This window comes from Methylobacterium sp. DB0501, assembly GCF_011043735.1.
GTDB lineage: Bacteria > Pseudomonadota > Alphaproteobacteria > Rhizobiales > Beijerinckiaceae > Methylobacterium > Methylobacterium alsaeris.
This window is the reverse complement of the sequence record NZ_JAAKGV010000002.1, coordinates 237489-255762: the sequence shown is the minus strand read 5'-3', so window position 1 is coordinate 255762 and position 18274 is coordinate 237489. Positions and strand designations below refer to the sequence as shown.

General features: G+C 71.6%; 12 protein-coding genes. 8 read left to right on the top strand and 4 right to left on the bottom strand.

Annotated features, from left to right (window positions below):
* Positions 1-48 precede the first annotated feature (48 nt).
* Both G4G93_RS05000 and bluB read left to right on the top strand, forming a co-directional pair.
* Positions 49-4950, top strand: coding sequence for an NAD-glutamate dehydrogenase (locus G4G93_RS05000; protein ID WP_165081782.1), 4902 nt, complete (start codon positions 49-51; stop codon positions 4948-4950).
* On the top strand, positions 4947-5600 hold the full coding sequence (bluB, locus tag G4G93_RS04995) for a 5,6-dimethylbenzimidazole synthase (RefSeq protein WP_165081780.1): 654 nt from the start codon (positions 4947-4949) through the stop codon (positions 5598-5600). Before G4G93_RS05000 ends, bluB begins: the two co-directional genes overlap by 4 nt.
* A 58-nt stretch (positions 5601-5658) precedes the next feature.
* Here bluB and G4G93_RS04990 read toward each other — a convergent pair whose 3' ends face one another.
* The 4 genes from G4G93_RS04990 to G4G93_RS04975 form a co-directional block, all read right to left on the bottom strand.
* The gene (locus G4G93_RS04990; protein WP_165081778.1) at positions 5659-5985 is read right to left on the bottom strand and encodes a multidrug efflux SMR transporter; all 327 of its coding nucleotides are present in this window, start codon (positions 5983-5985) and stop codon (positions 5659-5661) included.
* Entirely contained in the window at positions 5982-7142 is a 1161-nt protein-coding gene (locus G4G93_RS04985; RefSeq protein ID WP_312891713.1) for an SDR family oxidoreductase, read from the bottom strand. The genes G4G93_RS04990 and G4G93_RS04985 overlap by 4 nt, the downstream gene beginning before the upstream one ends.
* A gap of 288 nt (positions 7143-7430) precedes the next feature.
* Complete coding sequence (locus tag G4G93_RS04980; protein WP_165081776.1) at positions 7431-8777, bottom strand: hybrid sensor histidine kinase/response regulator; 1347 nt, start codon at positions 8775-8777, stop codon at positions 7431-7433.
* A gap of 2 nt (positions 8778-8779) precedes the next feature.
* Positions 8780-9940 (bottom strand): FIST N-terminal domain-containing protein, encoded by a 1161-nt coding sequence (locus G4G93_RS04975; protein ID WP_165081774.1) that lies wholly within the window; start codon positions 9938-9940, stop codon positions 8780-8782.
* A gap of 606 nt (positions 9941-10546) precedes the next feature.
* Here G4G93_RS04975 and G4G93_RS04970 point away from each other — a divergent pair.
* The 6 genes from G4G93_RS04970 (at position 10547) to G4G93_RS04945 (ending at position 18244) form a co-directional block, all read left to right on the top strand.
* Complete coding sequence (locus tag G4G93_RS04970; protein WP_395412753.1) at positions 10547-11296, top strand: response regulator; 750 nt, start codon at positions 10547-10549, stop codon at positions 11294-11296.
* Between the two features lie 370 nt (positions 11297-11666).
* On the top strand, positions 11667-13730 hold the full coding sequence (locus tag G4G93_RS04965; protein ID WP_165081770.1) for a carbon starvation CstA family protein: 2064 nt from the start codon (positions 11667-11669) through the stop codon (positions 13728-13730).
* Between the two features lie 4 nt (positions 13731-13734).
* The gene (locus G4G93_RS04960; RefSeq protein WP_165081768.1) at positions 13735-13959 is read left to right on the top strand and encodes a YbdD/YjiX family protein; all 225 of its coding nucleotides are present in this window, start codon (positions 13735-13737) and stop codon (positions 13957-13959) included.
* Positions 13960-14263: 304 nt separating this feature from the next.
* Positions 14264-15229: a DMT family transporter gene (locus G4G93_RS04955; RefSeq protein ID WP_206289543.1), complete on the top strand. Its 966-nt coding sequence runs from the start codon at positions 14264-14266 to the stop codon at positions 15227-15229.
* Between the two features lie 186 nt (positions 15230-15415).
* The gene (locus G4G93_RS04950; RefSeq protein ID WP_165081764.1) at positions 15416-15844 is read left to right on the top strand and encodes a hypothetical protein; all 429 of its coding nucleotides are present in this window, start codon (positions 15416-15418) and stop codon (positions 15842-15844) included.
* A 75-nt stretch (positions 15845-15919) separates the two neighbouring features.
* Entirely contained in the window at positions 15920-18244 is a 2325-nt protein-coding gene (locus G4G93_RS04945; RefSeq protein WP_165081762.1) for a Tex family protein, read from the top strand.
* The last annotated feature ends 30 nt before the right edge of the window (positions 18245-18274 follow it).

The window sequence follows — 18274 nt, the reverse complement described above, 5'->3', positions numbered from 1 at the left end:
TCAGGTCGCCAACCTCGGCAGAGGAACAGCAGGAGAGGAAGAGCCACCGTGGAACCCTCGACCGCGACCGCGACCGCCGAAGCGAAGGCCAGCCGCACCGACCTGATCGCCGCCGCCGCAGCCCTCGCCGAGGACCGGGGCGGCCCCGGCGGCTTCGTCCGCGACCTCTTCGGCCGCGTCGCGCCCGAGGATCTCACCGCCTACGCGCCCGAGACCCTGGCCGAGCTGGCGCTCGCCGCCCGGGCCCACCTCGCCGCCGCCCGGCCCGGCCGCACGATCAGCGCCGTGCGCCTCTCCGACATCGAGGTCGAGCAGGGCGGACGCCGGCGCGACCTCACGGTGCTGGAAGCGGTCAACGCCAACCGGCCGTTCCTGCTCGATTCGACCCTCGCCGAGCTCGTCGCCCGCGGCTACCAGCCCCGCCTCGTCGCCCACCCGATCCTCGGGGTCGAGCGCGACGCCGCGGGCGCCCTGGTGCGCGTCGTCGGCGAGACCACGAGGGATTCCGGGGAGACCGACGGGCTCGCCCGCGAGAGCTTCATCCACGTCCATCTCGACCGCATCGACGACGAGGCGGCCCGCGCCACCCTCGCCGCCAGCCTGGCCCGGGTCTATGCCGACGTCGCGGCCGCCGCGTCCGACCACGCGGCGATGACCGAGCGCCTGGCCGAGGCCGCCGCGTCCTACGGCGACGCGGCCGGCCCGCTCGCCGCCGACGAGCGGGCCGAGGCCGGCGCCTTCCTCGACTGGCTGCGCGACGGGCATTTCGTGCTTCTGGGCCTGCGCGAGTACCGCGACGAGGGCGGGGCGGACCATGCCGGCGTGAGGGGAAGCGGGCTCGGCCTGCTGCGCGACCCCGCCGTCGAGGTCCTGCGCCGCGGCGACGCCATGGTGGCGGTGACGCCGGAGATCCGTGCCTTCCTGGAGGGGCCGGAGGCGCTCCTCGTCACCAAGGCCAGCCTGCGCTCGCGGGTGCGCCGGCAGGCCCATCTCGACATGGTGGCGATCAAGCTGTTCGCACCGGGGGGCGGCCTGCCCGGTGAATTGCGCCTCGTCGGCCTCTTCACCGGCAGCGCCTATGCGAGCCGGGCCGAGGAGGTGCCGTATCTGCGCCGCAAGGTGGCGGCGGTGCTCAGCCGTGCCGGCCTCGACCCGACGAGCCATGCCGGGCGCTCCCTCGTCCACGTGCTCGAGACCTATCCGCGCGACGACCTGTTCCAGATCGACGCCGACCTGCTCCTGCGCTTCGCCCTGGCCATCGTCTCGCTCGCCGACCGGCCGCGGGTGCGGGTGCTGGCCCGGCCCGACAAGTTCGGCCGCTTCGTCTCGCTCATCGCCTACCTGCCGAAGGACCGCACCGACGCCCGGCTCCAGGCCCGGATCGGCGCCTACCTCGCCGAGGAACTCGGCGGACGCCTCTCGACCATCGCGCCGGACTATCCCGAGGGGCCGCTCGCCCGCCTCCACGTCATCGTGGCGACGCCGGGGGCGCCGCCCGACGAGATCGACGCGGCCCGGCTGGAGGCCGGCATCGCGGAACTCGCCCGCACCTGGGCCGATTCCCTGCGCGAGGCCCTGGGCGCCGCCCGCGGCGGCGATGCCCGCGGTCTCGCCGCGGTCTATGCCGACGCCTTCCCGGCGGGCTACCGCGAGATGTATAGCGGTGCCCAGGCCCTGCCCGACATCGCCATCCTGGAGCGAATCTCGGAAGGCCAGCCCCGGGCGGTCGACCTCTTCCGCCGGCCCGGAGACCCGGAGACCCGGATCGGCCTCAAGGTCTTCTCCCGCGGCGCGGCGCTCCCCCTGTCCGAGCGGGTGCCGGTGCTGGAGAATCTCGGCTTCCGGGTGATCGAGGAGCGCTCCTACCGCCTCAAGCCCGAGGGCGCCGGCGCCCGGGTCTGGCTGCACGACATGGTGCTGGAGCGCGCCGGCGGCGGCGCCCTCGACGTCGCGGCGGTCGAGGGCCCGGTCGAGGCGGCGCTTCTCGCGCTCGCCCGCGACCTCGCCGAATCCGACGCCTACAATCGCCTGGTGCTGGAAGCCGGGCTCGGCTGGCGCGACGTCGCGCTGGTGCGGGCGCTCGGGCGCTACCTGCGCCAGCTGCGCATCCGCTACGGCCAGGACTACCTGGCGGCGACGCTGTCGCGCCACCCGGCCCTCGCCCGGCGGCTGGTGGCCCTGTTCTACGCCCGGTTCGACCCCCGCCGCGACGGCGACCGGGCCGCGGCGCAGGACGCCGTGCGGGCCGAGATCGAGACGGATCTCGCCGGGGTGACGAGCCTCGACGAGGACCGGATCCTGCGCCGCTTCGTCAACCTCGTCGAGGCCGCGCAACGCACGAACTTCTTCCAGATCGGCCGCAACGGCCTTCCCCCCGAGACCATCGCGTTCAAGTTCCGCTGCGCGAAGGTCGAGGGCATGCCGCTGCCCCGGCCGCTCTTCGAGATCTTCGTCTACTCGCCCCGCGTCGAGGGCGTGCACCTGCGCTTCGGCTACATCGCCCGCGGGGGCCTGCGCTGGTCGGACCGGCCGGAGGATTTCCGCACCGAGGTGCTGGGCCTCGTCAAGGCGCAGCAGGTCAAGAACGCCGTGATCGTGCCGGTCGGCGCCAAGGGCGGGTTCTTCCCCAAGCGCCTGCCGCCGCCCTCCGACCGCCAGGCCTGGATGCAGGAGGGCACCGAGAGCTACCGGATCTTCATCCGCACGCTGCTCTCGCTCACCGACAACATCGTCGACGGCAGGATCGTGCCGCCGCCCGCCACCGTGCGCCACGACGAGGACGATGCCTACCTGGTGGTCGCGGCCGACAAGGGCACCGCCACCTTCTCGGACATCGCCAACGCCCTGTCGCTCGAGGCGCATCACTGGCTCGGCGACGCCTTCGCGTCGGGCGGCAGCCAGGGCTACGACCACAAGCAGATGGGCATCACCGCCCGCGGCGCCTGGGAGGCGGTGAAGCGCCACTTCCGCGAGGTCGACATCGACATCCAGGCCGAGCCGGTCACGGTGGCGGGCGTCGGCGACATGTCGGGCGACGTGTTCGGCAACGGCATGCTGCTGTCGCGCTGCCTGAAGCTCGTCGCCGCCTTCGACCACCGCGACATCTTCCTCGACCCCGATCCCGACCCGGCGAAGGCCTATGCCGAGCGCAAGCGCCTGTTCGCGCTGCCCCGCTCGTCCTGGGCCGATTACGACCGCTCGACGATCTCGCCCGGCGGCGGGGTGTTCTCGCGCCAGGCCAAGGCGGTGCCGCTGTCGCCCGAGATTCGCGCCCGGCTCGGCCTCGACCGCGAGGAGGCGACGCCCGCCGAGGTGATGCAGGCGATCCTGCGCGCGCCGGTCGACCTCCTGTGGTTCGGCGGCATCGGCACCTATGTGCGGGCCGCCGCCGAGAGCGACGACGAGGCCGGCGACCGGGCGAACGACGCGATCCGGATCACCGGCTCCGAGCTGCGCGCCCGGGTGGTCGGCGAGGGCGCCAATCTGGGTCTCACCCAGCGTGGCCGGATCGAGGCCGCGCGGCGCGGGGTCCGCCTCAACACCGACGCGATCGACAACTCGGCCGGGGTCAACACCTCGGACGTCGAGGTCAACATCAAGATCGCCCTGGCGACGCCGGAGCGCGACGGGCGGCTCAGCCCGGAGAGCCGCAACGCGCTTCTCTCCGGCATGACCGAGGCGGTGGCCGACCTGGTCTTGCGCAACAACCAGCTCCAGACCCTGGCCCTGTCGCTCGCCCAGCGCTCCGCCGCGACCGAGACGGGCTTCGTCAGCCGGCTGATGCAAGGGCTGGAGGCCGACGGGCGCCTCGACCGCAGCGTCGAGTTCCTGCCCTCCGACGCCGCTCTCGCCGAGCGGGCGCAGGGCGGCGAGGGCCTGACCCGGCCGGAACTTGCGGTGCTGCTGGCCTATGCCAAGCTCGCCCTCAAGGACGCGCTCCTCGACAGCGCGGTGCCGGACGACCCCTACCTCGCCCGGGAGCTGGAGCGCTCGTTCCCGCCGGTCCTGGTGGCCCGCTACCCCGACGCGGTGCAGGGGCACCGCCTGCGCCGGGAGATCATCGCGACGAGCCTCGCCAACGCCATCGTCAACCGCGGCGGGCCGACCCTGGTCAGCCGGCTGTCCGACGAGACCGGCGCCGAGGCCGCCGCCATCGCCGCCGCCTTCGCGGTCACCCGCGACGCCTTCGGGCTGATGGACCTCAACAAGGCGGTGGACGGGCTCGACGGCACGATTTCCGGCGAGCAGCAGCTCGCCCTCTACGCCGACTTGCAGGACCTGTTGCGCCAGCGGATGGTCTGGTTCATCCGCAACGGCGAGGCCGCCCCCGGCGGCATCGAGGCGGCGGCGCAGCGCTACCGCGACGGCATCGCGGCGGTCTCGGCCGCCCTGCCGGGCGCCCTCCCCCCGGCCGCCGCCGAGGCGCTGGTCCGGCGCATCCGGACCCTCGTCGATCACGGCGTGCCGGAAGCCCTGGCCTCCCGCCTCGCCGCGTTGAGCGAACTCGGGGCCGCGCCGGACATCGTCCAGGTCGCCGAGGCCACCGGCCGTTCGCCGGCGGCGATCGCCGCGACGCATTTCGCGCTCGCCGACCTGTTCCGCCTCAACGCGCTGTCGGCCGCCGCCCGGGCGGTGCCGGTGGCCGACACCTTCGACCGCATCGCGCTGGAGCGCGCGGTGGCGGGCATCGCCGCGGCGCACCGGACCCTCACCGCCGAGGCCGCGGCCTACGAGGCGCAAGGAGCCGCCGCGGTCGAGACCTGGAGCGCCGCCCGCGGCGCGACGCTGGCGCGCATCCGCACCGCGATCGCGGCGATCGCCGCGTCGGGCCTCACGGTGTCGAAGGTCTCGGTGGCGGCGAGCCTGCTCGGGGACCTGGCCCGACCGGGCTCATCCCAAGCCATGACCGGCCAAGCCATGACCGGCCAAGCCATGACAGATAAGCCATGACGGAGCCGGCGACCGGCGCGCCGGATTTCGGGGACGCGTTCCGGGCCCGCTTCGCGGAGCTGATCGCCTGGCGCCGCGACGTGCGGCGCTTCCGCCCCGATCCGGTGCCGGAGGAGGCGTTGCGGGCCTGCCTCGCGCTCGCCTGCCTCAGCCCGTCGGTCGGCAACAGCCAGCCCTGGCGCTTCGTGCGCGTCACGGATCCCGAACGGCGCGCCGCGGTGACCGCGAGCTTCCGCCGCTGCAACGACGCGGCCGCCGCTGCCTACGACGACGAGCGCGCCGCCGCCTATCGCCGCCTCAAGCTCGCCGGCCTGCGCGAGGCCCCGGTGCATCTGGCGGTGTTCTGCGACGAGGCCACGGCGGCCGGCCACGGCCTCGGCCGCGCCACCATGCCGGAGATGCTGCGCTACTCCGCCGTGACGGCGGTCCACACCTTCTGGCTCGCCGCCCGGGCCCATGGCCTCGGCGTCGGCTGGGTCTCGATCCTGTGCCCCGGGGAGGTCGCGGCCGCCCTCGACGTGCCGGAGGACTGGTGCCTGATCGCCTATCTCTGCGTCGGCTCCCCGGCCGAGGAGCATGCCGACCCGGAACTCGTGCGCCACGGCTGGCAGGCGCGGCAGGAGACGGGCGCGATGATCTTGGAGCGGTGAGGGTGGGCGCGAGGCGATGCGACGGCGTGGTTCCGTTCGCCGCCGCCCTCACCCCGCGTCAGGCATGGGCCTGCGCCGCCGCCAGGATACCGACGCCGATGGCGATCACTCCGATGCCGAGAATCATCAGCGGGGTCACCGGCTCGCCGAACAGGAGCGCGCCGCCGAGCGCCGCGCCGACCATGCCGATCCCGGCCCAGATCGCGTAGACGATGCCGATCGGCAGCATGTCCATGCTGGTCGACATCAGCCACAGGGCCGTGCCGTAGCCGAGAGCGACGAGGAGCGTCGGGCCCGGTCGGGTGAGTCCGTCCGCGGCCTTGAGGGCGAGCGTCGCCGTGATCTCGGCGCCGATCGCCACCGCGAGGGTGAGGAAGGGGTTCATGCGCTCGCCGTCAGCGGCAGGGCCTGGCTCGGAGACGGCGCCACGAACATCTCGAGGTCGTCGGCGAATTGCTCGGCGATGTCGGGGGCGTTGTCGAGGCAGACCTTGAGATAATCCGTGAAGGCCGGCGGCGGCGTCAGCCCCTCGGCGAGGAGCCGGGCGTTCGAGAAGGTCAGGTCGAGGGAGCAGAAGGCGTAGTAGGCGCGCACCGCCCGCAGCATCGCCTGCTTGAGGGCACCGTCGAGGCCGAAGGTCTCGGCGAAGCGCCGGCGCAGCAGCGCCCGGTCGGCGGCGAGGTCGAAGCGGGCGAAGTCGTCGCGCGGGCCGCCCGCCGGATCGGCGTCGGCGAAGGCCCGCATCAGGTCGGCCCACCGGGCATGCGCGCCCTCGCCGGCCGAGACGTGATAGAGCTTATGGGCAAGGTGCGGCTTGCGCAGCAGGCCGAGCAGGCTGTCGGCAACCCAGTCGACCGGGACGATGTCGACGGCGCTCTCGGGCGCGCACGGCACCAGGCGCAGGCGGTCGGCGGCGCGGATCACCCACAGGATGCTCGAGCTCGGCGCCGCGCCGAGCGTCGAGTGACCGACCACGATCGACGGACGGGCGACCACGATCGGCAGGTCGGCGAAGCTGCCGGCGAGCGAGGTCTCGGCGGCCGCCTTGGAGACCGTGTAGGCGACGAGGTGGCGGGCCTGGGGCGAGGGATAGGCCGCCTCCTCGACGAGGGCGGGCGCCTCGGTGCCGCAGATCATCGCGGTGCTGACGTGCAGGAAGCGGACGAGGCCCGGCATCGCGCGGGCGCGCCGGGCGAGCGCCAGCGTGCCGTCGTGGTTGGTACGGCTGACCCGCTCCTCGCCCCACCACGACGTGTCGGCGGCGAGATGCAGCACGTGGGTGACGGAGTCGAGCCGCGGGTCGGCGTCGAGATCGGCCCGGGTGAAGTCGCCCGGCACCACTTCGACCGCGCGGGCGAGGCGCTGGGCGGTGAACGGGTCGGTGAAGCGCGACAGCCGCGCGGCGATCCGCTGCCGGCCCTGGTCGGCGGTGGCGCAGCGGACGAGGCAGACCCATTCGGTGCCGTCGCGCCGGCTCAAGGCCTGGTGAAGAACGGCGCCGCCCAGAAAGCCGGTTGCGCCCGTCAGTAATATCCGTGCCACGCTGGACCTCCCACGTTCAGGAGAGATGCCACAAGTGAGCGGGCAGAAAATCCGTTCCAGCGGCACCGTCTTCGTAATCACGCAGTATGTTGCTCTTACGCAACCGTCTATTTCTCGTTTTGCTTAGTCCATTCGAGGATAAATCGCGCAAGAAATATAGTAGAAACGAATGGATATAGGCATAACGACATAGGCGCACGCGGGCGCCGTCGCAGCCCCATCACGGGGAATGGCGGCGCCGGCGATCAGAAACTTTGAGAAACAGAGACGGTGCGGCGATTCCGGGGCTCAGCCCCGGGTCAGCAGATGCGCGAGCAGCGCCCGCAGCTGCGCCGGCTTGAGCGGCTTGTGGACCAGCTCGCAGCGGGCCGCCCGCACCCGCGCCTCGACCTCGGACGAGTGGTCGGCGGTGGTGATCACCGCCGGGATGTCGTGGCCGTGGACCGAGCGCAGCCATTCCACGGTGTCGAGGCCGCAGGCGCCGCCGTCGAGGTGGAAATCGGCCACGACCACGTCGGGGCTCCAGGTCGTGCCGAGGAGGCGGACCAGGCTCAGGTGGTCGCGCGCCGCGAAGGCGTTGGCGTCCCAGCCGTGAAAGAGCCGCGCCAGGGCCTCCAGCGCCGCCTTGTCGTTCTCGATCAGGGCGATGCGGGCTCCGGTGAGGCTCGTCGGCGGCACCAGCGAGGGAGCGGGGCGGGGCGCCTCGGGAGCGCAGGGCGGCAGGTGCAGGCTGAAGCGCGAGCCGTGGCCGACTCGCGAGTCGAGGCTCAAGGGATGGCCGAGGGCCTGGGCCGAGCGGCGCACGATCGACAGGCCGAGGCCGAGCGCGATCTCGCCGTCGACGCTCTCGCGCCCGCCGCGGTGGAACTCCTCGAAGATCAGCTCCTGCTCGTCCTCCGGGATGCCGGCGCCGGAATCGACCACGTCGATGCGGATCTCGGCGCCGCGCCGGCGCGCCGCCACCAGCACGCCGCCGGCCGCGGTGTAGCGGATCGCGTTGGAGACCAGGTTCTGCAGGATGCGCTGGAGCAGCACCAGGTCGCTCCTGACCCAGTACCGGCCGCCGCGCACCGACAGGCGCAGGCCCTTGCGGGCGGCGAGCGGCCCGAAGCTCGCCTCGATGCTCTCCAGTACGTCGGCGACCCGCACCGGCCGCACCACCGGCTGGATCAGCCCGGCATCGAGCTTCGAGATGTCGAGGAGCGTCTTGATCAGGTCCTCGATGGTCTGCAGGCCGCGCTCGACCTGGCCGACGACGACGCGGGGCTCCGGCCCCATCCGCATCTCGGCGAGGGCCGAAATCGACAGCCGGGCGGCGTTGAGGGGCTGGAGCAGGTCGTGGCTCGCCGCGGCGAGGAAGCGGGTCTTCGAGCGGTTGGCCCGCTCGGCCTCCTCCTTGGCGGCGGTGAGCGCCTGGTTCGATCGCTCCAGGCTGCGCATCAGGGCCGTCAGCTCCTCGGTGCGGGAGCGGACCTGGCCCTCGAGGGTGATGGCGGTCTGGAACAGCGAGTAGGCGCTGCCGCGCTGGTCCATCGTGCGCTCGACCTGGGACATCAGGGCGGCGTTGATGCGTTCCAGCTTGGCGATGCGGCGGTGGAGGGACGCGACGTCCTCACCGGCCCCCGACTTGTTCATGCTCACGGCCCGGCGGGCCGGCCGATGGCGATGCCCGTGAAGGTCTGGTTCAGGTGCATCGAGCGGTACTGCTCGCCATAGGTCTCGAAGCCGACGACGTTGTAGTGCCGATAGAGCTCGGCGATGCTGTGGCGGGCCTGGTGGATCTCGGCGTCGAGGCGGCGCAGCACGCATTCAAAGCCGATCACCAGGTCGACGCCGCCCAGCCGCGCGTCGAGCCGGGCGAGTTCCTCGCGGGTCGCCTCGACCAGATCCTTCTGGCGCGCCAGCGTCAGCACCACTCCGCTCTCGATGGCGCAGTGGAAGCTGAGCGACTGGTCCGGGTTGAGGTGGCGGATCGAGCGGCAGAAATAGTCGCCGCCGACCCGCACGACGAGCGGATGCGCCGCGAAGCTCGTCGGGGTGAGCGCGTCGGGATCGATGCCGAGCGCGTTGGCGTACTCGACCGCCGCCGGCTCGGCATTGAGTTCGCGCACCGTGCGCTGCTCGTGGTCGGTCTCGGTGACGACGAACTTGACGCCGGTCGGCTCGAAATTGTCGTTCTTGAAGATCTCGACGGGGAAGTCGGATTCGATCAGCAGCAGGATCGCGGCCCGGCGGTGGACCTGCCCGTCATGGATCAGGGCGGTCTCGGAGAAGGTCAGCTCGTCGCCGGCCGATCCGCCGACGAGGGGCACCCCGTCGAGGCCGTAGCCGATCGCGGCGATCACCGTCTCCTCGGCGTTGGCGAGCCCGTCGATGAGAGAGATCGCGAAGCGCTGGCCGCCGCGGCTGATCGTTTCCATGGCGCAGCGCAGGGAGCGGATCGAGGCCGAGGCCCGCTCGGCGTCGAGACGATCGACCGATTCCAGCACCGCCGAGGCGATGCGGAACCCCTCGTGCGGGAAGGCGATGGCGACGAGGCCGCGGTCGAGCCCGGCCATCGGGCTGATCTCGCCCGAGGAGGTGCAGCCGGCGACCCGCACGCCCGGGAAGGCACGCGCCAACGCCGCGTTCAGCGCCTCGACTCCGTAGACCGGCGAGAAGAAGATGATGAGGTGGGCGATGCGGGCGACGTCGAGGGAGGCGGCGAGCGCCGCCACGGCGGCCTCCGCCCCGGTCGCCTCGGTCCAGGCCGTCTGAATCCCGCAGCGATGCGAGCGCGTGCGCGTGCCCTGCGCCACCGGCTGTCTCCCCCTGGTTGCCGTCTTGCTTGTCGCCGTCTCAGTACCGGCTCTCGCCGCATTATGCGGCGGACCGGAAAGACTGGCAACGCGGCAAACGTCGTCGAGGGCGTGGCTTACCGTAAGGCACGCATGCGCGGCAAGGCACGCAGGCGCGGCCGGTGCGGCGGCCGCGCCTGCGCTTCGAGGACCGGAGGGGCGATCGCCCCCGCGATCGGCCACCGGCGGCGCCCCACGCGCCGCCGGCGACCAGATGCCACGCTCCGGTCCCGCCCGCTCCGCGGCCAGAGGGTCCTTGGAGGAGGTCCTTCACCGCCGAGGTCGCACGACGATAGGGCCGGCGCGCCGCCGCCCACCATTGGACCAAGGTGCAGAGCGCGGGATCGTCATCGGGCCTCCATACTAAAGCACTGTGGCTGCTGCCGCACCCCCCATGGTAACTCTTCCCTCGACTTCAAGGGTACGGCAGATCTGCTGTCCCCGATCTGCCATCGCGCATGCCGCAAGGTAACAGGCGACGGCCGATGCGCTTGCCGTCAGGCGATGCGCGCCTGCCCACTCGCGTGCCGCCCGGCGATGCGCGGTTGATGAGGATGATCCGTCGCGATGGTGGGATTGACCAGCCCGGCTCCAGGAGTATCTCTTCCGCGGCCGGACGGGGCGCCGACGCCCCTCGCGGAGGGGTCGGACATGCACCTGATCATCGTCGACGACCACCCGCTGTTCCGCGATGCCCTGGGCAGCGCCGTCCGCCTCGCCTTCCCGGCCGCCGAGGTCGAGGAGGCGGACGGGATCGACAGCGCCTGCGCGGCCCTGTCCCGGGGCCGCTCGATCGACCTGACCCTGCTCGACCTAACGATGCAGGGCGTCAACGGCTTCGACGGGTTGATCGCGATCCGTACCCGCTTCCCGCGCATCCCGGTGCTGGTGGTCTCGGGCCTCGACGATCCGCGCATCGTGCGCGAGGCGCTCGCCCACGGCGCCGCCGGCTTCGTGCCGAAGGCCGCCGGCAAGCCGGTGCTGATCCGCGCCATCACCGACGTGCTCAACGGCGCGGTGTTCGTGCCCGACGGCACGGCCGGCCCGGCCGAGACCCCCGGCCGCAAGACCGGCAAGGCGCCGATCGCCGAGCGCATCGCCGAGCTGACCCCGCAGCAGGTGCGGGTGCTGCTGATGATCCGCCAGGGCAAGCTCAACAAGCAGATCGCCCACGAGCTCGGCGTCGGCGATTCGACCGTGAAGGCCCACGTCTCGGAGATCCTGCGCAAGCTCGGCGTCATCAGCCGGACCCAGATCGTCATCGAGACCGCGAACCTGGATTACGATCACATCCTGGCAGGGCTGCCGTCGAGCTGAGGCCGGCGAACTCCTCCGTTTCTCTCATCCCGCACGCGACCTCCTCCCGAGGCGTCGGTCGATCGCAGGCCGACCGCCCTCGAAGGAGGGCCGTACGAACCGCCGTGGCCTCTGAGCCCTCCTTCAAGGTTCGCCTCACCCGCACGTCAGGATGAGGTTGCGGGAGGGACAAGGCCCAGCCTGCGGCAAGTGCGGCGGCGCCACGCGCCTGAAACGCCGATCATCCGTTCCTACGACGAAAGTCTGATCCCAGCGCGGCACACCCGCGTCCCTGCCACATTGGCAGTCCTCACCGTTTCCTTTACCCGAAAGTCGAAGGAAGCCGCCGAAGCGTGTCGTGAGCCCGGCGGCACAGCCGGGAGGAAACCTCATGACTGCCGTCCGCAAGCACGGGCCCTGGGCCCTGGTGGGCGCGCTCGGGGCCGCTGCCCTCGCCGTGGTGGCGACGCAGCGCGGCGAGACTGTCAACGCGCTCTGGATCGTCGTCGCGGCGGTCTCGGTCTACCTGATCGCCTACCGTTATTACTCGCTGTTCATCGCCGACCGCATCATGCGGCTCGACCCGACCCGCGAGACCCCGGCATTGCGCCACAATGACGGGCTCGATTACGTCCCGACCGACAAGTACGTCCTGTTCGGCCACCATTTCGCGGCGATCGCGGGCGCCGGCCCGCTGGTCGGCCCGGTGCTGGCGGCGCAGATGGGCTACCTGCCGGGCCTGCTCTGGATCCTCGCCGGCGTGGTGCTGGCCGGCGCCGTGCAGGACTTCATGGTGCTGTTCGTCTCGATGCGCCGCGACGGCCGCTCGCTCGGCGAGCTGATCCGCTCGGAACTCGGCACGATTCCCGGCATCGTCGCGCTGTTCGGCGCCTTTCTGATCATGGTCATCATCCTGGCGGTGCTGGCGCTGATCGTCGTCAAGGCGCTGGCCGAGAGCCCCTGGGGCACCTTCACGGTGATGGCGACGATCCCGATCGCGCTCCTGATGGGCGTCTATTCGCGCTGGATCCGCCCGGGCCGCATCGGCGAGGTCTCGATCCTCGGCTTCGTCCTGCTGATGGCCGCGATCCTCTACGGCCAGATCGTCGCCGACGACCCGACCCTCGCGGCGATGTTCACCTTCACCGGCACGCAGCTGTGCTGGATGCTGATCGGCTACGGCTTCGTCGCCTCGATCCTGCCGGTCTGGCTGCTGCTCGCCCCGCGCGACTACCTCTCGACCTTCCTCAAGATCGGCACCATCGTCGGCCTGGCGCTCGGCATCCTGGTGCTCGCGCCGCATCTGCAGATGCCGGCGGTGACGAAGTTCGTCGACGGGACCGGGCCGGTCTGGTCGGGCTCGCTGTTCCCGTTCCTGTTCATCACCATCGCGTGCGGCGCGGTCTCGGGCTTCCACAGCCTGATCTCGTCGGGCACCACTCCGAAGCTGATCGACAACGAGGTCAATGCCCGCTTCATCGGCTATGGCGGCATGCTGATGGAATCCTTCGTCGCCGTGATGGCGCTCGTCGCCGCCAGCGTCATCGATCCGGGCGTGTACTTCACCATGAACGCGCCGGCCGCGGTCGTCGGCACCACGCCGGAGAGCGCCTCGGCGGCGGTCACCGCCATGGGCTTCCCGATCTCCGCCGAGACCATCAGGCAGACCGCGTCCGACGTCGGCGAGCACACCGTGATCTCGCGGGCCGGCGGCGCGCCGACGCTGGCGGTCGGCATGGCCCACATCATCTCCAACGTCGTCGGCGGCAAGGCGATGATGGCGTTCTGGTACCACTTCGCCATCCTGTTCGAGGCCCTGTTCATCCTCACCGCCGTCGATGCCGGGACCAGGGCCGGGCGCTTCATGCTCCAGGACCTGATCGGCGTCGCGGTGCCGGCCTTCAAGGACACGGCGTCCTGGGGCCCGAGCATCGTGGCGACCGCGCTGTGCGTCGCCTTCTGGGGCTTCTTCCTCTACCAGGGCGTCACCGATCCCCTCGGCGGCGTGAACACGCTGTGGCCGCTCTTCGGCATCTCGAACCAGATGCTGGCGGCGATCGCGCTGACGCTGTGCACCGTGGTGATCTTCAAGATGAAGCGGGAGCGCTACGCCCTCGTCACCATCGTGCCGACGCTCTGGCTCATCGCCTGCACCCTCACCGCCGGCCTCCAGAAGGTCTTCTCCGCCGATCCGCGGGTGGGCTTCCTGGCGCATGCCGAGCGCTACGCGACCGCGCTCGCCGAGGGCAAGGTGCTGGCCCCGGCCAGGAGCGCCGACCAGATGCGCCAGATCGTCTTCAACGACCGCGTCGACGCGGTGCTGGCGCTGCTCTTCGTCGCCGTCGTGGTGGCGATCGTGGTCTTCGGCATCCAGGCCTGCCTCAAGGCCTACCGCGCCGACCGCTGGACGGCCCTCGAGGCCGATCCGCGGGCGGTGCCGGCAGCGGCGGAGTGAGCCGATGAGCGCCGCCGCCGAATCCCTGCGGGAGCGCTGGGCGACCCTGACGCGCTGCGTCTGCGACGGCGCGCGGCTGATGGTCGGCCAGGGCAACTACGACACCTACGTCGCCCATATCCGCAAGACCCACCCCGACCAGCAGCCGATGACCGCGACGGAGTTCTTCCGCGAGCGCCAGAACGCCCGGTTCGGCGTCGGCGGCCGCGGCGGCTTCCGCTGCTGCTGACCCCATCGCCCACGCAGGACCCCTTAACCCTGCGCGGGCGAAACAACACGCAATTCCAAATCCGGTTCCAGCAAAGACGAATTCTCTTCACGAGTCTTTCAGGAGACAGGTTTAAGCCTTGCGGCGGGATGATGGCGCGGCCGTCGCAAGTCGCCACGGGCCGAACACGATCGGGTAAAGCGTGCCTTAACTAGGGCTGATCCCGCAGCATGGCCGTAGCGCGCAATCGGCACGGCTTCGCCGGCCGGGTCGGTGGTAGGACAGAGATCCCTTCCCCGCACCCGCCGTGACACCCGTGGCCTCCCTGACGCTTCCCTTCGCCGCCGCCCCTTCCGCCCGCCCGGCCCTGCCGGCGGTGCTCGGCGACCAGCCCCTGCGCGGCATCGTGCTGGTGGTGATCTCGACCGTCTTCCTGTCGAGCTCCGACGCCACCGCCAAGTTCCTCACCGGGCAGCTCTCCGGGATCGAGGTGGCGTGGCTGCGCTACACCGGCTTCCTGGCGGTGATGCTGATGGCGGCCGTGATGCGGGCCCGTCTCAAGCGCGGCGCCTCGCCGTTCCGCAGCGCCCGGCCGGGCCTGCAGGTGGTGCGCGGCATCGCCCTCGTCGGCTCCGCCCTGCTGTTCCTTGCGGGCCTGCGCTCCCTGCCGGTCGCCGAGATCACGGCGATCGCCTTCGTCTCCCCGATCTTCGTCACCGCCCTGTCGATCCCGGTGCTCGGCGAGAAGGTCGGCGCGCGGCGCTGGGCCGCCGCCCTCGTCGGCCTCCTCGGCGTGCTCATCATCGTGCGGCCGGGCACCAGCGCCTTCCAGGCCGCGGCGATCCTGCCGATCGTCTCGGCCCTGTTCTGGGCCGCGGCGCTCGTCGTGACCCGCAAGATCAACGGCTACGACGCGCCGCAGACCACCATGACCTGGTCGGCCGTCGTCGGCTTCCTGATCCTGTCGGCCATCGTGCCCTTCGTCTGGGAAACCCCCAACCTGACCCAGGTGGCGGTCGGCGCCGCGATCGGCTTCATCTCGACCGCCGGGCACTGGATCGTCACCATCGCCTACCGCCATGCCCCGGCCTCGACCCTGGTGCCGTTCTCCTACAGCCAGATCATCTGGGCCGGCCTCCTCGGCTTCCTGTTCTTCGGCACCGTGCCGGACGCCGTGATGGGCCTCGGCGTCCTGGTGATCTGCGGCAGCGGCCTCTACACCGCCCACCGCGAGCGGATGCGCCGCATCCCGGCCCCGACCGGGGTGCTGCCGGCGGGCGGGGTGCGCTGAGGAGCGTATCCTTCTCTTCCCGTCGACGAGCACCGATCGCTACGGGCGGCCCCTCGGGAGCCGCCCAACTCTCGTTTCCGGGCAGATTCATCGACCCGGGCCGACGCCACCCGTTGACCCTGGGTCACTACAACAGCAAGCTCCTCGCGAGAGGGTGAAGCGCCATCCTCGTCCGGGAGGGTGATCATGCCTCACATTCTCGTCCTGCTCGTCGCGAACGGCATCAGTCTCGTTCTGTTCGAAGCGATGCGGGCAGTGCTCGATGGGACGCTGGGTCCCGCGATCATCCCGCTCGCGGCCGGGTTGGTGACCTGGTCGACGATGGTCCTGGCGGCGTCGATGCCACCGGCCGAGCGGCTTTTCTCGAGCCACCAGCGCATCGGCTGGGTTCTCGGCGGGCAGCTTGGGCTGGTCCTCGCCGTCATGCAGGGGGCGCCCCTCTGGCGCCTTCCGGGCGGCTACGACAAGTACGTCGTCTTCGCCCTGCTCGCCCTGCCCGTCGCCGCGATGAGCCATCTCACCGTCTGCGCCCTGTTCACCCGCGCCGAGCGCGACGCCTGGGCGGGGCGGCGGCGCGGCCGGTCGGCGGAGGCGTCGGACACGCCGTCCGCGTGACACCCCGCCCTTCCCACTCGTCCCCAACCCCTCTAAGGACACGCCTCCCCGCCGCCCCGGAATCACGGAGTCGTCATGTCCAGCATCACCCAGCGCATCGCCACCGAGCTCGGCGCGCAGGAATGGCAGGTCAAGGCGGCGGTGGATCTGCTCGACGGCGGGTCGACGGTGCCGTTCATCGCCCGCTACCGCAAGGAGGTGACCGGCACCCTCGACGACGCGCAGCTGCGCACCCTGGAGGAGCGCCTGCGCTACCTGCGCGAGCTGGAGGCTCGGCGCGCCGCGATCCTGGAGAGCGTGCAGGCCCAGGGCAAGCTCGACGACGCGCTGAAGGGTCAGCTCCTCGCCGCCGACACCAAGGCGCGGCTCGAGGACCTCTACCTGCCGTTCAAGCCCAAGCGCCGCACCAAGGCGCAGATCGCCCGCGAGGCGGGCCTGGGGCCCCTCGCCGAGGCGCTGCTGGCCCGGCCGGACCAAGTGCCGCTGAATGCCGCCGCCCCCTTCGTCGACGAGGCGAAGGGCGTGGCGACGCCGGAGGCGGCGCTGGAGGGGGCCCGCGCCATCCTGGTCGAGCGTTTCGCCGAGAATGCCGAGCTGGTCGGGCAATTGCGCGAGGCGTTCTGGACCCGCGGCCGCCTCGTCTCGCGGATGCGCGAGGGCAAGGAGCAGGCCGGCGCCAAGTTCTCCGACTATTTCGACTTCTCCGAGCCCCTGACCCGCCTCCCCTCGCACCGGGTGCTGGCGCTGTTTCGCGGCGAGAAGGAGGAGGCCCTCGACCTGCGCCTCGACGAGGCGCCCGAGGGCGTCGACGCCCAGAGCCTCTATGACGGCCGCATCGCCCTCTCGGCCGGCATCCAGGACCGCGGCCGGCCCGGCGACCGGTGGCTGATGGAGGCGGTGCGCTGGGCCTGGCGCACCAAGCTGCGGCTGTCGATCGAGCTCGACCTGCGCGCCCGCCTCTGGGAGGCGGCGGAAGTCGAGGCCGTGCGGGTCTTTGCCGGCAACCTGCGCGACCTGCTCCTCGCGGCGCCCGCCGGGGCGCGGCCGACGCTCGGCCTCGATCCCGGCTACCGCACCGGCGTGAAGGTCGCGGTGGTGGATGCCACCGGCAAGGTGGTGGCGACCGACACGATCTACCCGCACGAGCCGCGGCGCGACTGGAACGGCTCGCTGATGACGCTCGCCAGGCTCTGCCGCGCGCACGGAGTCGAGCTGGTGGCGATCGGCAACGGCACCGCCTCACGGGAGACCGACAAGCTCGCCGCCGAGCTGATCGCCAAGCAGCCGGAACTGAAGCTCACCAAGGTGATGGTGTCGGAGGCCGGCGCCTCGGTCTACTCGGCCTCGGCCTATGCCAGCCAGGAACTGCCGGGGCTCGACGTGTCGCTGCGCGGCGCCGTCTCGATCGCCCGGCGGCTGCAGGATCCGCTCGCCGAACTGGTGAAGATCGAGCCGAAGGCGATCGGCGTCGGCCAGTACCAGCACGACCTCGCCGAGGGGAAGCTGTCGCGCTCCCTCGACGCGGTGGTGGAGGATTGCGTGAACGGCGTCGGGGTCGACGTCAACACCGCCTCCGGCCCGCTCCTCGCCCGGGTCTCGGGGCTCAGCCAGCGGGTGGCGCAGAACATCGTCACCCACCGCGACACCAACGGGCCGTTCCGCAGCCGCTCGGGGCTGAAGAAGGTCGCGGGGCTGGGACCGAAGGCGTTCGAGCTGTCGGCGGGCTTCCTGCGGATCCAGAACGGCGACGACCCGCTCGATGCGTCCGGCGTGCATCCGGAGGCCTATCCGGTGGTGCGCCGCATCCTCCAGGCGACGAAGAGCGACATCAAGACGGTGATCGGCAACGGCACGGTGCTCAAGAGCCTGAATCCGAAGACCTTCACCGACGAGACCTTCGGCCTGCCGACCGTCACCGACATCATCGCCGAGTTGGAAAAGCCCGGCCGCGACCCGCGCCCGACCTTCAAGACCGCGACCTTCCAGGACGGCGTCGAGAGCATCGGCGATCTGAGGCCCGGCATGGTGCTGGAGGGCGTGGTGACCAACGTCGCGGCCTTCGGCGCCTTCGTCGATATCGGCGTGCACCAGGACGGGCTCGTCCACATCTCGGCCCTGTCCAAGACCTTCGTGAAGGACCCGCGCGCAGTGGTGAAGCCCGGCGACGTGGTGCGGGCGAAGGTGCTGGAGGTGGACGTGCCGCGCAAGCGCATCTCGCTCACCCTGCGCCTCGACGACGAGGTCGGCGCCCGGCCGGCCCGCGAGCAGGGCGGCCAGCACCGGGACATGCCCCGCCGCGACGCCCCGCGGCCGCTAGGACGCCGCGAGGAGCCGGCGGGCGGTGGGGCGCTGGCGGATGCGCTGCGTAAGGCGGGGCTGGATCGCGGGTCGCGGCGCTGACGGGAGGGCCGACGACGATCGTACGAAGTC

What these genes read in the sequence shown, in the direction of transcription:
- bluB (WP_165081780.1), top strand. Translation starts at nt 4,947, where the DNA reads ATGACGGAGCCGGCGACCGGCGCGCCGGATTTCGGGGACGCGTTCCGG.
- G4G93_RS04990 (WP_165081778.1), bottom strand. Translation starts at nt 5,985, where the DNA reads ATGAACCCCTTCCTCACCCTCGCGGTGGCGATCGGCGCCGAGATCACG.
- G4G93_RS04980 (WP_165081776.1), bottom strand. Translation starts at nt 8,777, where the DNA reads ATGAACAAGTCGGGGGCCGGTGAGGACGTCGCGTCCCTCCACCGCCGC.
- G4G93_RS04970 (WP_395412753.1), top strand. Translation starts at nt 10,547, where the DNA reads ATGGTGGGATTGACCAGCCCGGCTCCAGGAGTATCTCTTCCGCGGCCG.
- G4G93_RS04965 (WP_165081770.1), top strand. Translation starts at nt 11,667, where the DNA reads ATGACTGCCGTCCGCAAGCACGGGCCCTGGGCCCTGGTGGGCGCGCTC.
- G4G93_RS04960 (WP_165081768.1), top strand. Translation starts at nt 13,735, where the DNA reads ATGAGCGCCGCCGCCGAATCCCTGCGGGAGCGCTGGGCGACCCTGACG.
- G4G93_RS04950 (WP_165081764.1), top strand. Translation starts at nt 15,416, where the DNA reads ATGCCTCACATTCTCGTCCTGCTCGTCGCGAACGGCATCAGTCTCGTT.
- G4G93_RS04945 (WP_165081762.1), top strand. Translation starts at nt 15,920, where the DNA reads ATGTCCAGCATCACCCAGCGCATCGCCACCGAGCTCGGCGCGCAGGAA.